The following is a 15,188-nucleotide window of genomic DNA, read 5'->3' as shown; positions in this document are numbered from 1 at the left end:
GTTTTGCTTAAACCATGTGTGGAATAGGTATAAAAAGTAGGGGGCAATCCATCACGTCCTTAAAAGAACGAGTTTCCTTGCCCCCATTTCAAAAAAGGCTGGGAAGAAGGAAAATTCCTTCATCTCAGCCTTTTATTTTGGAGCGTGCTGGGCACGTTTAATAAAGTCAGCGAACAGTGCTCGGGAGTAGTCATAATGTTTGAACATGTTTTCCGGATGCCACTGAACAGCGAGAATTTGGTTGTTATCCACGGATTCGACGGCTTCGGGAATGTGGTCATCAGCGCGGGCCGTAACTTCTAAGGAGGCAGCCACCTTGTTAAGAGCTTGGTGATGGCGTGAGTTAACGTAAGGGCGTTTGCCAACTAGGTCAGCTAAGTAACTGCCATCCTTAGTGGTAACATGGTGCGATGGAAAATTGCCCGGCGCATCTTGGGAATGTTTCAAAGTCTTCGTTGGCACTTCGGATAAGTCTTGATAGATAGTACCGCCGAGTGAAACGTTGATGACCTGCATTCCCCGACAGATGCCCATGATGGCTTTGCCAGCTTTCAGCGAAGCCTGGACGAGAGCGATTTCGAATTGGTCGCGCTTGAAAAAGGTTGGCCCCAGTTTTTGGTGGGGTTCCTCCCCATAAAAGGTTGGGTCAACATCACTACCGCCAGCAAAGATGATTCCGTCAAAAAGGGGCATATACTCTGGAATAAGCTCCGTCGGTACATTAGGGAAAATAATGGGAACACCACCGGATTTAAGGATAGCTTCGGTAATCGGTCGTGGTGAGTAGTTGGCGTTGCGCTCATTGACGATGTTGGTTGCTACTGTTAACGTATCAGCCGGGACAGCAATTCTTGGTCGCATTTCCATCTCTCCTTCATAATAATTTAATAATATTATCATAAAGTAAGAAAAAAGTGGAGTCAATTCTCAACTTTTGGCAGATTGAGTAACAGTCATTATTGTTCAACGAACGCATCTCGACTCATTCTTGACTTGGAGTGAGCTTCAAGTAGTACGCTTACAAGTGGTAAGGGCGAAAGAATAGGAAAAGGGTGACTAGTAATGAACGATCTAGTATTAAACAATGGTGTCAAGATGCCCCAATTAGGTTTTGGCGTCTTTCAAATGGACCAGGCAGATGAGTGTCAACGAGCAGTTGAAGAAGCAATTGGTGTTGGTTACCGGTTAATTGACACTGCTGCAACTTACGGCAATGAGGCATCGGTTGGTCGAGCGATTAAAAACAGTCATATTTCCCGCGACCATTTCTTCATCACCTCCAAATTATGGGTGAGTGATTTCCAAGGGGATAAACCCACTGAGGCCATTGACCGGTCACTAAAGCAATTGGGGAGCGATTATCTTGATCTGTATTTGTTGCACATGCCTTATGGTGACGTCTTCAATGCTTGGCGGGCGTTAGAGCAGGCCTATCATGCTGGTAAAATTCGGGCAATTGGAGTTTCTAATTTTACCGCCGACCAGTTAATGAATTTGGAATTATTTAATGATGTAAAACCAGCAGTGAACCAAATTGAAATTAATCCGTGGAACCAGCGGGAACTGCTGAAGCGATTTTGTGAACAGCAAGATGTTCAGGTGGAGGCCTGGGCTCCCTTTGCGGAAGGGCAAAATCACCTCTTTACTAACCCAATTTTGTCACAGATTGCGCAGGCCCATCAAAAACAAGTGGGTCAAGTGGTATTGCGGTGGTTGATGCAACGGGGCATTGTTACTATTCCGAAGAGTGTTCATCGTCAACGGATGGTCGAGAATTTTGATATTTTCGATTTTCAGTTAAACGCAGACGAGATGAAGATGATTGAATCTCTGAACTTAAGACGGAGTTTCTTCTTTGATCCTCGTGATCCGGCAGCGATTAAATCGATTGTCGGTGGTGGGCGACCGGGAGCTAACCAAGATTAATTTTATATAACTCAAAACCCTCGTAGCTGTAATCACATAACTGCGAGGGTTTTAATCATAACTTAAATGCTAATGAAGATTACTTTTCACGTGAGTATGATGCAATGTCAGCCAAGATTTCGTTCATAAAGGCGTCCATGGACATCTCGTTTTGTTCCTTTTCACCGTACTTCCGGACAGAGACGTTGTTGCTCTTGACTTCATCGTCACCAACAACCAGGGTGTACGGAACCTTTTGGGTTTGACTCTCACGAATCTTGTAACCCATCTTTTCGTTCCGGTGGTCGACAACAACCCGGATGTTAGCAGCCTTCATCTTCTTAGCGATTTCTTCAGCGTAGTCACCGTGCTTGTCATCGCTAACCGGGATGATGTGAACCTGTTCAGGAGCCAGCCAGGTTGGGAAGGCACCCTTGTAAATTTCAGTCAGGTAAGCGATAAACCGTTCCATCGTGCCGACAATCCCACGGTGGATCATCACTGGCATGTGTTCTTGACCATCCTTGCCCACGTAAGTCAGGCCGAAGCGGTCAGGCAGCATGAAGTCCAGTTGGATAGTGGACATGGTTTCGTCATTGCCGAGGGCCGTCTTGGTCTGGATGTCCAGCTTTGGACCGTAGAAGGCGGCTTCACCAACAGCTTCGTAGTAGTCCAGGTGCAGGTCGTCCATGGCCTTCTTCAGCAGGGCTTGGGACCGTTCCCACATCTCGTCGTTAGCATAGTACTTCTTGGTGTTCTTCGGGTCCCTCAGGGAGAGACGGAAGCTGTAGTCGGTAATGTTGAAGTCCTTGTAGACGTCCATGATCAGCTTCAGAATCTTGGAGAATTCAGTTTCGATTTGGTCGAGGGCGACAAAAGTGTGACCATCGTTCAAAGTCATTTCACGAACCCTTTGCAGACCGGAGAGGGCTCCAGACTTTTCGTAACGGTGCATCATGCCGAGTTCAGCAATCCGTAGCGGCAGGTCACGGTAGGAGCGAATGTGGTGCTTGTAAATTTGGATGTGGCTTGGGCAGTTCATCGGCCGCAATTCAAGCATTTCACCGTCACCCATGTCCATCGGTGGGAACATGTCATCACGGTAGTGTGCCCAGTGACCAGAAGTCTTGTAGGCGTCCAGGTTCATTAAGACAGGAGTGTAAACGTGTTGGTAACCGTCGGCAACTTCCCGGTCGATGATGTAACGTTCGATAGTCCGGCGAATCGTTGCCCCTTTTGGCATCCAGTATGGCAGACCGGCACCAACCTTTGGATCAACGAAGAAGAGGTCCAGCTGGTTACCGATGACACGGTGGTCACGTTCGCGAGCTTCCTGCCGCTTCTTCATGTCGGCGTCCAAGTCGTCCTTCTTGAAGAAGATGGTTCCGTAAATCCGTTGCAGCATCGGGTTGGATGACATGCCCTTCCAGTAGGCACCGGCAACGGAGAGCAGTTTGTAGTTCTTCAAAACATCAGCGTAAGTGAGAACGTCAGCTTCAGCTGGGGCGAGGACACCAGCAACGGAGTAAACAGCCACCTTGTCACCGTCAGCGGCTTCCTTTAGCAGGGCGTTGCTGTACTGGTCGTCGCCGGCCTTTGCCAAGGCGTCGTCCAGGCTAAGTTCAACGCGTTCGATCTTAGCATCGTCCTTGATGAATTTCTTCATGGCGTCGGCTAACTGTGGCAGTTCGTCGACAGAAACTTGTTGGTCGTCCTTGTCGGAATCAACGTGGAAGCCGTCTTCATCGACCTTGGCTTCACCCAGGCGAATGCCATCAAATTCTTGTTTTAGAGCTGCCTTCAAAAGCAGGGCAGCGGTTTGCCGCAAAGCAGCTAAAGCTTCTTTAGAATCGCGGTCAACTTTGCGAACTGAACCATCTGGTGATAATAACTGTACTTGTGCCATAAAAATACACACTCCTTTGAGAATAAAAAAAGCCCCTAGTACCCAATTAAATGGCACTAGGGACGTTGATAACAAAATCAGCGTGGTTCCACCCACATTCAGAGTCTCATTGACTCCCTCTATGGTGTGGTAACGGGTCACGACCCGGTCTCCCTTATTTCGGGAAACAGAAGAAAGGTGGTACTCGAACTGAGCTGTTTAACGGTGCTTCCAGCCTAGGCACCGACTCCCTGACTAAACAACTCTGGTGAGCATGTCCTTTACAATTCAAAGTATAGCATCGCGCAATTTTGTGTCAAGAGAAAAATTAGAAAATCATTAAATTACTGAATTAGTGGGAGGCATTGTTAGCAGGAGCGGGCGAGGTTGGCTGACTGCTATTAGTTTGCCCGGCACCACTGTTGCCATTGCCGCCTTGAGAGTTGCCGTTATTGCCAGTACTCCGCGGGCCACCGGTCTGGCCGGTATTGCCACCTGAACGCGTGGTGGTCGGTTCGTCGTTGTTAGTTGTCTGACTGCCACCCTGCGAATTGCCATTATTGTTGCTGCGGCTGGTCGTGGTGGTCTGGCTGTCAGTGGTACCACCATTATCATCAGTGTCGTTATCATCGGTCGTCGCAGTCCCGTTTGAGGAGCTGTTGAAACTATGGTGGTGTTTGTGGTGCTTGTGACGGTGCCGTTTGTGAGAACTGGTGCTTGTGACGACACTAGCGGAGTCACTGTTAGTGTTGACGGGGTCTTTTTGCTTAAAAGCAAAGATAATGATCATAACGACCAGAACGGCTAAGAGGATGCCGAGCAAAATACGGAAGAGCTTGCTGCCGCCTTTGCGTGGTCCCTTGCCATAGTGAAATTGCTTACCGTCTTTAGCTGTTTGTTTCCGCCCCCAGTGACGGCGCGGTTTGGTCGGACGAGGCGCGTCATAGCGGCCCATCCGGGTATTACGATTAGGTTCCGAATTATTGTTCATTCTTCTTTTTCACCTCAACAGAAAGGCTAATGTAGGATATCTTGGCTATTATACCATGATCTATTGATTGGTTAATAATAACAAAACCACGGGCAGATTGACAGTAATTGTCTCCCACTCGTGGTTGGAAAGTTGAAAGTAATGGAAAATGATAACTGGTAATTCGCTTAGTCTTCTTCGTGATCTTGGATTTCACCAGTAGAAGCACCCGAATTGTGACCAATGTGAGCTTCACGGAAGTGCTTTTCGCCACGCCGGAATTCGATCACCGTCCAGAGCAGGAGTGCAACGATGGCAATGATGATAAGCCAGGCAACGACATCAGAAGTGCCCTTGTTCCAAAGATTGAAACCTTCAACTGTAGCTGGCATGTTGTAGAGGTTCAGGAAGGTTAAGAGTAGAATTGAAACCCAACCGAAGAACTTAACAGCCTTGTTGTTCTTGAATTCACCCATTTCCACCTCACTGTCAGTCATCATGATCAGTGGCAGCATGGAGAATGGCAAGTCGATAGCCAGGAAGATTTGTGAGTTTTCCATCAGCATGTTCAGGGCTTGGTGCTGTTGAATTGCTGATTCACGGCCAGTCATGGCAACACAAATTAGAACTGGAATAATGGAAATAACACGGGTTACCAGCCGCCGCGCCCAGAGTGGCATCTTCATGTGGACGAAACCTTCCATGATGACTTGCCCGGTCAAGGTCCCGGTAATCGTTGAGTTTTGCCCAGAAGCCAGCAGGGCAACGGCAAACAGCGTCGCCAGCAAACCAGACTTAGCAACGGCGATCAGGATCCCGTTACTCAGCATTGAAGTGTTGTTCAGCGCTTCGTACAGGCCGAAGAAACTAGTATCTTTAACGGCCCCCATCTTGAAGACGGCCACCCCGACGATCAGCAGCAGTGAGTTAACCACGAAGGCCAGTGACAATTGAATGTTAGAGTCCCACGTCGTGAACCGGACGGTCTGCCGAACATTTTCAGGGTCGTTGTGGTCAATTTCACGGGTTTGTGAAATTGCGGAGTGCAAATACAGGTTGTGCGGCATCACAGTAGCACCGACAATCCCCAGAGTCCCGCTCAGAGGTGAAATCCCGCCGACTACCGGTCCTTGGGCAATGACCTTTGGCGTTGGGATGTAGCCCTTCAAAACGGCGCCCCAGTCAGGACGTGAAAGGGCAACTTCGTAGGCGAAGACGACCAGGATGACCAGGATCAGGCAAGCAACAATTGCTTCGATTTTTCGGAAACCAATCTTCGTCAACAGCAGCAGCACGAGGACGTCAAGAACAGTGATAAACACGGCTGGAACCAACGGAATGTGGAATAAGAGGTTCAGCGCGATCGCCGCCCCAATAACTTCGGCGATATCAGTCGCCATAATTGCTAGTTCCGTCATGATCCAGAGAACGATCCCTAAGGCCTTGCCTGTCCGGGCACGGGTCGCTTGCGCCAAGTCCATTTGGCTAACGATCCCAAGTTTGGCAGCCATGTATTGTAGTAACATCGCAATCAAACTTGAAACCAGGATCGCGGTCATCAAAGTGTATTGGAAGCTCTGCCCACCGGTGATTGAAGTCGACCAGTTACCAGGGTCCATGTAACCAACGGCGACGAGGGCACCAGGACCGGAGTAAGCAAAAAGGGTTCTAAAGAATCCTTTTCCCTTCGGAACTTTAACTGTACCATTAATTTCCTCCAACGATTTCCCGTTGGCGTATTCAATCAAGTGGTGTTGCTTCTTTGGACGCTTTGTATTGTCCATTTGTAAGTCCACCTTTCTGTGTAAACATCAGCACCATTAATAAATGGTGTTAGCCTCTTTCAAAACCTTTTTTAGGCTAACATAAAAATCAACATAATTCAATCTAAGTTTTCACCTAAAATCCTCCTAAAAAGCCTTTTTTTAAACTTCCTTGCGTTTTTCGAACAAGCGTTCGTATAATTAAAAAAGAAGGGTGGCGAAAAGAAATGAATTACAGCCATGAACCACATGGTTTGTTTCTGATGATTGATAACAAATCCTTTTATGCGAGTGTAGAATGCGTTGCTCGGGGACTGAATCCGTTGAAAGCGATGCTTGTTGTAATGTCGGAGACAGCAAATACGGGCAAGGGACTGGTCCTGGCTGCTTCCCCGATGGCCAAAAAAGTGCTGGGTATCAGCAACGTCGACCGGGAATACCAGGTACCACGTGACCCACGTTTATTGATCGTTCCACCACGGATGAACCTATATATAGAAAAGAACTTGACTATTAACCAGCTTTTTCAAGAATTTGCGGCGCCGCCACAGTGCTGGCCCTATTCCATTGACGAGAGCATATTAGACATGACTAAATCATGGCATCTGTTTGGCAAAACACCTGATGAGGTGGCACTGCGGATTCAAAAGACGGTGCACGACCGCTTAGGACTGTATACAACGGTTGGAATTGGCCAGAATCCACTCCAAGCTAAGCTGGCTCTGGACCTGTTCGCTAAACACAGCCCGAATTTCCGCGGTACGCTGACCTACCGTAATTTTTGCGACCGCGTCTGGCCGATTACGGATTTGACGAAGGTGTGGAGCATCGGGCAGCGAACAGCCAAACACTTGCACCATCTCGGCATCCATTCCGTAGGAGAATTGGCCCGGACAAATCCTTACCAGCTGAGGAGTGAAATGGGGGTCATGGGCCAGCAGCTCTACGCCCTTGCCTGGGGAATCGACCGGAGCCAATTGACGGCGGTACCAGCAGTGAAGAATCATAGCTGGAGCAATTCCCAGGTGCTGCCGCGGGATTATAACAATGAAGCAGAGATAACGGTTGTTTTACGCGAAATTACCCAGCAGGTCGTTTCCCGGATGCGGCATCACCACCAGCAGGCGGCCTGTGTTAGTCTCTGGGTGGGCTTTTCTGGCCGTCAAGCCTCCCGGGGACGTTCCGGTTTTACCCACCAATGCAAAATTGACCCGACGGATGATAGCCGGACGATTGTGGCGACTGTACTGGCAATTTTTCGGCAGTCCTGGGCAGGGGAGACCATTCGCAACCTGGCGGTAAGTTTGGGTCAACTATCACCGGCCACAGGTCAGCAGCTGTCCCTCTTTACTCCCGTGGCCCGGCAGGTTAAGCGGGCCAAGTTTGACCATCTGGTGGACCAGCTGCGCGATCAATTTGGAACCAACAAAGTCTTTTATGCGAACAGTCTGTTACGCGGTGGGACGATGCTAGAAAGAGCAGGCTTGGTCGGTGGTCACAACGGTGGGAATAGTTTTGCCTAGGCGGCCATGAATTGCTGTTAGATTTGCTCCTAAATGTGATAAGCTTAGTAAAACATCAAATCGACAAGAGAAAACGGAGTAAACAATGGCTTTTCTAACACTCAAAGATATTCATAAGTCATATTTCCTGGGAAATAAAGAATTTCCGGTGTTAAAAGGGATTGACTTGAATTTTGAACTCGGCGAATTCGTCTCCATCCTCGGTGAATCTGGCGGTGGTAAGACGACGCTGATGAACATCATCGGGGGCTTGGACCGTAAATTCACTGGTAAGGTGATCGTGAACGGCCAGCAATTGGATCACCACAAGGAAAAGATGATGGATCAGTACCGCCGTGAAACGATTGGTTATATTTACCAGTCATATAACCTCATTCCACACTTGACGGTACTGGATAATGTCTTGATGGCTCTGGATATGACAACTTTGGATCGTAACCAGCGGCGTCAGCGTGCTGAACAGCTTTTGGCCAAAGTCGGTCTGGAATCGCAGATGAAAAAGCACCCTAACCAGTTATCCGGCGGGCAAAAGCAACGGGTGGCGATTGCCCGGGCCTTAGCGACCGATCCTCAGTTGATCATCGCGGATGAACCGACAGGGGCGTTGGATTCTGCCAATACCCAAGAAATTCTCAAGCTCCTGGACGAAATTGCGCGTGAAGGGAAGCTCGTGATTGCTGTGACTCACTCCCAGGACGTTGCCAACCACGGGACCCGGATCATCCACCTGGCTGATGGTCAGATTAGCGGGGACGAACGACTAAAGCCCGCCTATCCGCTGCCGCAAACGCAGGATCATATCCAATCCAAGCAATTATCAGCGGCGGCCAGCTACCGGACGGCTTTTAAACACTTTACTTACAACTTTTGGCGCAACTTCCTGATCATCTTAGGCACGGCCGTCGGGATCTTTGCGGTTCTCTTATTTAGCGGTTTAGGGAACGGAGTCAACGGTTACATCAACAACCAGATCAATAGTTTGATGAATCCTCATTCTATTACCGTGATCCAGAACACCAGCGGCAAGCAGATGACGATGACGGAATTACAAGACTCGATGCAAAACTTTGCTTCTAATCCCAAGGCCATGCTGCTGAGTCGGCACGAAATGCGCCAGCTACGACAGGTAAAGGGTGTCGGCGAGGTTGAAACGTGTTATTCAATCCCAACCTATAAGGTTGAACAAAACGGAAAGTCCGTCAGTGGCACTACCATCAATACTTGGACCAAGCACCAGAGCAGTCACATGATCAAAGCGGGACATCGCCCGGCTGACGGGGAAATAGTGCTTAGCCGCCGAGAAGCGGTCAACCTCAAGGGTGAACATAAGTACAAGTCCTTGATCGGCCAGTCGGTTAATGTCTCGTTCAACTGGTTTGATGTGCGGGAACGGCCAGTGCAGGTCAAACTTCAGCTGAAGGTCGCGGGAATCACTGACTCTAATACTGGCTCAGCCCCTACGGCTACCACTTATCAGACGATGAAGAAGGGCTTAGCCAGCGCCCAGGCCGCTACTGAGCCGAATGTTGCCGCGGTTTATGTCAAAGACCTTGACCAAGTTTCGGCGGTAGCACGCCGGATCAACCATTTGAAGGCCAAGGATCACAAGTACATTCTCGGCGCGATCACGGTCGGATCCATTTTGAAGCGGCTCAATAGTTACGTGAAAGTCGCATCACGGGTTCTTTCAGCCGTGGCGGGGATTTCCCTGCTGGTCTCCGCACTGATGATCATCGTGACGATGTATATGTCCGTTTCGGAGCGGACCAAGGAGATTGGGATTCTCCGGGCACTAGGAGAGCGACGGAGCGACATCCGGCGGCTCTTCACGTCCGAATCGATCTTTATCGGCCTGTTCGCGGCTATTTTGGCAGAGGGCCTCGCTCTTATCATGGCGGCTGTCTTCAACCACGCGCTTTACGGGTTGATTCACTACAACATTGTGCAATTGTTGCCGGCAAACCTGATCAACGGCTTTATCATTGCCCTTGTGATTTCCTTCCTAGCCGCCTTGCTACCGGCGCGCCGGGCGGCACGGTTGAACCCAATTGATGCCCTTGCAGCTGAATAATTTAATAATATAGAGAGATATTAGTGGCCCCTTAATATTCGTTGTGATGAATATTAGAGGCCATTTTTTGTGCGTTTGAAGTGAAGCTGTAAAGTCGCCTCTTTTCATTTGACTGGAATAGGAGTATGATTAAACACGTATTAATATCCATAATCTGTATAAATGGGGGGTGCAAAATGGACCGGAAGAAACGACGAGCAATGATCCTCAAGATCATCAAGCAACAAGCCGTCAGCACGCAGGATGAACTGCTAAAGCTGTTGGCTGAGCAAGGGGTCAATGCTACCCAGGCGACGGTTTCGCGTGATATTCATTCGATGAACATCGTCAAAGAAAACGACAACGGGGTTTTGCGTTACGCTCGGTTGAGTGAGAATAATGATGATCGTTATCAAGAGCTCTATGATGCGATTGCTAACGACGTCGATGATGTCACGACGGTTCAGTTCATCAACGTAATCAAGAATCCGCCGAACTCAAGTTTTGCGACCGTGATGGCGGGCTTGTTCGATGAAGTCAACTTGCCGGAAGTAGTCGGCACCATTGCGGGAAATGATACTCTGATTCTTATCTGCCGCTCATCAGAAGACGCGCAAAAAATTGCTCAGATGATCAAGGAACACATGCAGGAATAAGACAAAGCCAGCAAACAAAAAGCGCCGCAGCTCGGAATGAACTGCGACGCTTTTCGTACACACAAATTATTGATACAGTTTCATGAGTTGTTCGGTATGGCTCACTACGTCGGCGATCAAGGTCATGACTTGTGGATTTTTAAGGTGATAGATGATAGTTTTACCCTTGCGATGATAATCGACAAGGTTGAAAGCGCGCATCTGTTGTAACTGATGGGAGACAGCGGATTGTTCCCAGTGCAGCGCTGAGCTGATCTGTGACACACTCATCGACTGCTGCAGCAACAAATACAATAGCTGCAAGCGTTTGGGATGACCAAGGAGCTTAAACAGCTTGCTGACGGATTCTAAATCCTTTAATTCTGGTGCCTGGTAGCTACTCACAATACATCACGACTTTCCCCAATATCGTTTCAATAACTCCAGCCTATCTTGCTCTCTTGTTAAAAACAAGTCTTGATCAATGAAGCAAAAAATGATAAGCATCGCGCAGCAGGGCAGAACCACCACGAAAATGCTTATCATTTTTGGGTTTGAGATGGAGCTAGCTTTTAGAGAACTAAGTGTTGGCCAACAAAGATAGTGTAAGGCGAACTGATCCCGTTGAGACGGGCGAGGGTGTGCCAGTCAAGGCCGTAACGGGCAGCAATGGCATAGAGGGAGTCGCCGCTCTGGACCGTGTAGCTGCCGGCTGAATCATTATTGCGGTTCGTTGCCGTTGAGTGGTAAGTAGCGTTGCTTGTCGTGCCACTGACCTTCAACTGTTGGCCGACGTAAATTAGGTTCGGGTTCGACATCCCATTGATTTGGGCCAGGGTTTCGTAACTCATGCCATATGCAGCAGCGATGGCTGAGAGGGTGTCACCGCTCTTGACAGTGTAAACAGCGGAAGCGGTGTTGCTGGTCTGACTGTTGTTGGTTTGGGTTTCGGTTTGCTTGTTAGCAGCCGGAGTTTGGGAAGCACCCGCACCACGGATGGTCAAAGTCTGGCCAACATAAATCAAGTTAGGATTGCTGAGCTTGTTGATGCTGGCTAGCTGTGTGTAGGTTGTGTTGAATTTTTCAGCGATGCCAGACAGAGTGTCGCCACTTTGAACGGTGTAGGTTTCGTTGGCACTGGCTGTCGTTTGTCCTTGAGAATTGGCTGCCTGCTGGCTGTTTTGTGCGCTTGCCGGGGCCTGGCTCTGGGCAGCTGAGCTTTGGGTTGGCGTCGACGCACCAGAATTAGTGGCATTGTTGGTAGCGGCGGTAGCAACCAGCAAACGTTGCCCGACATAGATCATGTTCGGGTTGCTGAGGCCGTTGATCTGGGCCAGGTGGGTGTAGGTCGTGTTGTAGCGGCTGGCAATGCCAGACAGGGTGTCACCACTCTGGACGGTGTAGTAGTTGCTGCTGTTGCTGCCCTGGTTGTTGACGATATCGTGATTACCACTGTTGTTATTGACGGGAGTGACCTGCTTACCAGCCAGAGCAACGGAATCCAGCTGGGTCAGGTTGTAGGTTTTGACCAGGCTGATTAAAGCAGAGGCGTAACTCGGGTCGGTCGCGTAACCATCGGCGCGCAGTTTGTTGGCCACACTGACATAGTTTGTGTCACCGAGCAAGTTGTGATAGCGGGAGTTACTGTATAAGAAGTTGCCATGATCTTCGACGGACTCAGCGTTGTTGTCGTAAGCGCGGAAGTAGTCGTTGATGTAGACGCTGCGGCCACCGTAAACTTCACGGGTTGGCATGTTGACGGAGTGACCGTTGTAAGAACCTTTGATCCCGAAGAGGTTGTGAGCTGAAGTGGCAAGGGTTGATTGACCCCACCCACTTTCGAGAATTGCCTGAGCCACCGTAATTGATGGGAGGACGCCATATTTATTCCAGCCTTCGATTGCGCCGCTGGCAACACTCTGGATGAATTGTTGAGAGTGGGCGTTATTGCTGAAGTGTAGGGAATTGATGTCGACCTGGTTGGCTGCCGCCGGGACGGTCACCACGGCTTTTTCATCCGTGGCCTTCACTGCCGTAGATGCAACGGCTGCGGATGGAGTAGCGGTGCTAGCTTGCGGACTGGCCTGGAAAGAAACGGTCGCAGCCTGGGCGCTGTCGCTAGCAGAACTGTTGGCAGACTGACTATTCTTAGCGGTGCTGGCATTGGAGCCAGCCTTGAGTGTTGTTTGGTCGTTGTTGCTGTTGGTTGTGGCCTTGCTGGCGTCTTGGTTGTGGTCCTGATTATTAGCGCTCGCCTGGTCATCGGCATGGGCGATACTGCCTCCCGCCGTCAGCAAAGCCAACGTGGTGATGCCAGCCACGACCCATTTCCGACCGCTCTTGTATAATTTAAAGTGTTTTTTTACTTGCGACTCATTCTGCATCTCGTTAAATCTCCCTCGATAGATCATTTATCAAACGATCAAATTGGACCACGCTGACAGGAAAATATTAAGATTTTCCAAAGGTCCTTAATTAATTTAAAATTTATCATGATTAATATGGATCGTCAACGAATTTATCACCCAATATGATTCGCTTAACCAAGAATGACCATAACAATTCCATTCTATGAAATTATAGGCGCCGGGGCAAGTAATCTTATCAGCCGAAAAATAAATTGGCAAAAAAGCACAAAAAAAGAGGATAGTGAATTTGCTGTTCACTATCCCTGCCAACTGGGCTGGTCATTTTTGTTTAATCAACGTCGCCCTTGGATTGCATAAAACGCTGAAGCAGGCCGATTTCTTCGATCGTCGGTTCAGTTGCTTCCGACTTAATGTCATGAACGCGTTCTACTGACAACTGGCTGCCTAGCGCGACCTCGTTATCCGTCATTTCTTTTTTGCGTTCAAATTCAATAATTTGGTGGGCCAGTTCATTTTCCTTGTCAGCCATCGTCCAACGTCCCCTTTCAATTTTTAACTTCTATTGTAATCATTTTGTTTGGCAAAAGGCAAGACTTAGAAGGTCTGAATGACTTTCAAGATCCCGGCAACAATCAGGTAGAATGAAACCAGCCAAACCAGCATCATGGCTGACAACATCGGCTGAAAGAGCATGGTAATGGCGACGATGAATTGCAGGATACTGAAGATAATCATCAGGACTATCCAACCAGTGCCATGAAAACGCCGATAGACGCTAATCAGCGAAACGTCGGCAATCGCGTCGAAAAGAAACCAGAAAGCAAAAATGTAAACGATGACGGTGCTGCCAAAGTTATGGAAAAACAAGAAGGCAATCCCTAAAATAATGTCGACAATTGCCATCGCCAGCAGCCAGCCGGTATTGAAACCGAGGAAGTCCTGGATGCCAATCCGGCACCACAATTCGAACAGTCCCCGAACCAGGAGCCCGACTGCTACTAGAATTGTCAAAAGATGCATCGTTTTGTCGGGATGGCTGAGTGATACACAGCCGAGGACGATGAGAAGGATGCCGAGAATCAAGCTGCCCCAGCTAAAGGGCCGTGGTTGTTTTGCACTGAACATAATCATTCCTCCAATAAATAATAGCTTCACTATTATATTATCTTTTCTGCAAGTGGAGCGCCAAATTAAATTAGTGAGAAAAGGTAACGATTGCCGGCATCGGCAGAAATTTACTTGCATTTGTGGCATAATAAGGGACAAGTTAGAGATAGGAGTGCTGAAAAATGAATTGGAATTGGTTAGGGTGGCTGTGCTGGCTAGCAGTAATCGTTTTGTGTGTCTTTACGGTAAAGTACATCCGCAACCACCAACTGATGTTAATTGCGGAGACGAAGAAGCGTTTTAGCGGCAAGCTCTTCCTGCGTTACGTTCTGTTAACGGTGGTGAGTCTGTTCTGCATCGGCTTGATGGCCTACTTTACCTTTTTCCGCTCCGTGGACGTCAACAATCCACAGGCAGTGACGACGAGCGAAAAATACGAACCACTGCAGCTGGGTAACACTAAACACGGTTTTTACTATGTCGTGGCCAACCGCAGTCGGATGGGCAAACACCCAGTAGTTTCCTACACTTACTGGACGAAAAACTCCAAGAACACCACTAATTCTCGCTACGGTTCCATCGCTGATTCAAATTCCTATATCAGCACGCAAGCCTCCGTTTATCCGTGGAACAAGAAGCGCCTGAAAGAGGAAAATCGGCGGACGGGACATGCCTTTGTGGCCCAGATGACAGTTCGTTATAAGAACACGCCCCTAAATGGTTTGGGAGTACGCTGTGGTCGGGTGGCAACCACTTACACGCTCCTACGGATTCCAGGAGCCAACATGATTGATTTGAATTAAATTGTGATGGGCGAAATCCAAAGTAAGAAGGGACTGTGACATAAGTCTCTAATAAAGAACGGAGTTGGATGAAATCTTCGGATTTCATTCAGCTCCGTTTTCCTTTAAAATATAGATATACTGAAAAATAAAAAAAGACATCGACTGACCCTCGATGCCTTCAATACCCTTGAAAGGA

General features: G+C 48.7%; 13 protein-coding genes. 5 read left to right on the top strand and 8 right to left on the bottom strand.

All coding sequences use genetic code 11. The features are described from left to right. Nucleotides 1-132 precede the first annotated feature (132 nt). Nucleotides 133-861 carry a gamma-glutamyl-gamma-aminobutyrate hydrolase family protein gene (locus QOR82_RS02050; RefSeq protein WP_283583110.1) on the bottom strand — a complete coding sequence of 243 codons (729 nt, stop codon included), beginning with the start codon at nucleotides 859-861 and terminating at the stop codon, nucleotides 133-135. A 201-nt stretch (nucleotides 862-1,062) separates the two neighbouring features. Here QOR82_RS02050 and QOR82_RS02045 point away from each other — a divergent pair, with 201 nt between their 5' ends. Continuing rightward, on the top strand, nucleotides 1,063-1,926 hold the full coding sequence (locus QOR82_RS02045; protein WP_283583109.1) for an aldo/keto reductase: 864 nt from the start codon (nucleotides 1,063-1,065) through the stop codon (nucleotides 1,924-1,926). Nucleotides 1,927-2,005: 79 nt separating this feature from the next. Here QOR82_RS02045 and thrS read toward each other — a convergent pair whose 3' ends face one another. From thrS to QOR82_RS02030, 3 genes are all read right to left on the bottom strand, one after another. Next, complete coding sequence (thrS, locus tag QOR82_RS02040; RefSeq protein ID WP_283583108.1) at nucleotides 2,006-3,811, bottom strand: threonine--tRNA ligase; 1,806 nt, start codon at nucleotides 3,809-3,811, stop codon at nucleotides 2,006-2,008. 331 nt (nucleotides 3,812-4,142) lie between these two features. Further along, entirely contained in the window at nucleotides 4,143-4,781 is a 639-nt protein-coding gene (locus tag QOR82_RS02035; protein WP_283583107.1) for a hypothetical protein, read from the bottom strand. 167 nt (nucleotides 4,782-4,948) lie between these two features. Further along, nucleotides 4,949-6,544, bottom strand: a complete 1,596-nt coding sequence (locus QOR82_RS02030; protein WP_283583106.1) for an Nramp family divalent metal transporter — start codon at nucleotides 6,542-6,544, stop codon at nucleotides 4,949-4,951. Nucleotides 6,545-6,750: 206 nt separating this feature from the next. Here QOR82_RS02030 and QOR82_RS02025 point away from each other — a divergent pair, with 206 nt between their 5' ends. From QOR82_RS02025 to QOR82_RS02015, 3 genes are all read left to right on the top strand, one after another. Further along, complete coding sequence (locus QOR82_RS02025) at nucleotides 6,751-8,046, top strand: Y-family DNA polymerase (protein WP_283583105.1); 1,296 nt, start codon at nucleotides 6,751-6,753, stop codon at nucleotides 8,044-8,046. Between the two features lie 85 nt (nucleotides 8,047-8,131). Further along, nucleotides 8,132-10,117 (top strand): ABC transporter ATP-binding protein/permease, encoded by a 1,986-nt coding sequence (locus tag QOR82_RS02020; RefSeq protein WP_283583104.1) that lies wholly within the window; start codon nucleotides 8,132-8,134, stop codon nucleotides 10,115-10,117. Between the two features lie 176 nt (nucleotides 10,118-10,293). Beyond that, on the top strand, nucleotides 10,294-10,752 hold the full coding sequence (locus tag QOR82_RS02015; RefSeq protein ID WP_283583103.1) for an arginine repressor: 459 nt from the start codon (nucleotides 10,294-10,296) through the stop codon (nucleotides 10,750-10,752). A 66-nt stretch (nucleotides 10,753-10,818) separates the two neighbouring features. On the opposite strand, the gene QOR82_RS02010 is transcribed toward QOR82_RS02015, so the two are convergent. From QOR82_RS02010 to QOR82_RS01995, 4 genes are all read right to left on the bottom strand, one after another. After that, on the bottom strand, nucleotides 10,819-11,136 hold the full coding sequence (locus tag QOR82_RS02010) for an ArsR/SmtB family transcription factor (protein ID WP_283583102.1): 318 nt from the start codon (nucleotides 11,134-11,136) through the stop codon (nucleotides 10,819-10,821). A gap of 167 nt (nucleotides 11,137-11,303) precedes the next feature. Further along, nucleotides 11,304-13,115, bottom strand: coding sequence for a LysM peptidoglycan-binding domain-containing protein (locus tag QOR82_RS02005; RefSeq protein ID WP_283583101.1), 1,812 nt, complete (start codon nucleotides 13,113-13,115; stop codon nucleotides 11,304-11,306). 313 nt (nucleotides 13,116-13,428) lie between these two features. Beyond that, nucleotides 13,429-13,629 (bottom strand): LBP_cg2779 family protein, encoded by a 201-nt coding sequence (locus tag QOR82_RS02000; RefSeq protein ID WP_283583100.1) that lies wholly within the window; start codon nucleotides 13,627-13,629, stop codon nucleotides 13,429-13,431. Between the two features lie 65 nt (nucleotides 13,630-13,694). After that, nucleotides 13,695-14,225, bottom strand: a complete 531-nt coding sequence (locus QOR82_RS01995; RefSeq protein WP_283583099.1) for an HdeD family acid-resistance protein — start codon at nucleotides 14,223-14,225, stop codon at nucleotides 13,695-13,697. A gap of 164 nt (nucleotides 14,226-14,389) precedes the next feature. On the opposite strand from QOR82_RS01995, the gene QOR82_RS01990 reads away from it, so the two are divergent. Continuing rightward, nucleotides 14,390-15,010: an LVIS_2131 family protein gene (locus QOR82_RS01990; RefSeq protein WP_283583098.1), complete on the top strand. Its 621-nt coding sequence runs from the start codon at nucleotides 14,390-14,392 to the stop codon at nucleotides 15,008-15,010. The last annotated feature ends 178 nt before the right edge of the window (nucleotides 15,011-15,188 follow it).

Origin of the sequence: Limosilactobacillus difficilis, assembly GCF_947387495.1 — a bacterium.
In the GTDB taxonomy this organism is placed as follows: Bacteria; Bacillota; Bacilli; order Lactobacillales; family Lactobacillaceae; genus Limosilactobacillus; species Limosilactobacillus difficilis.
This window is presented reverse-complemented; position numbering and strand designations above follow the sequence as displayed.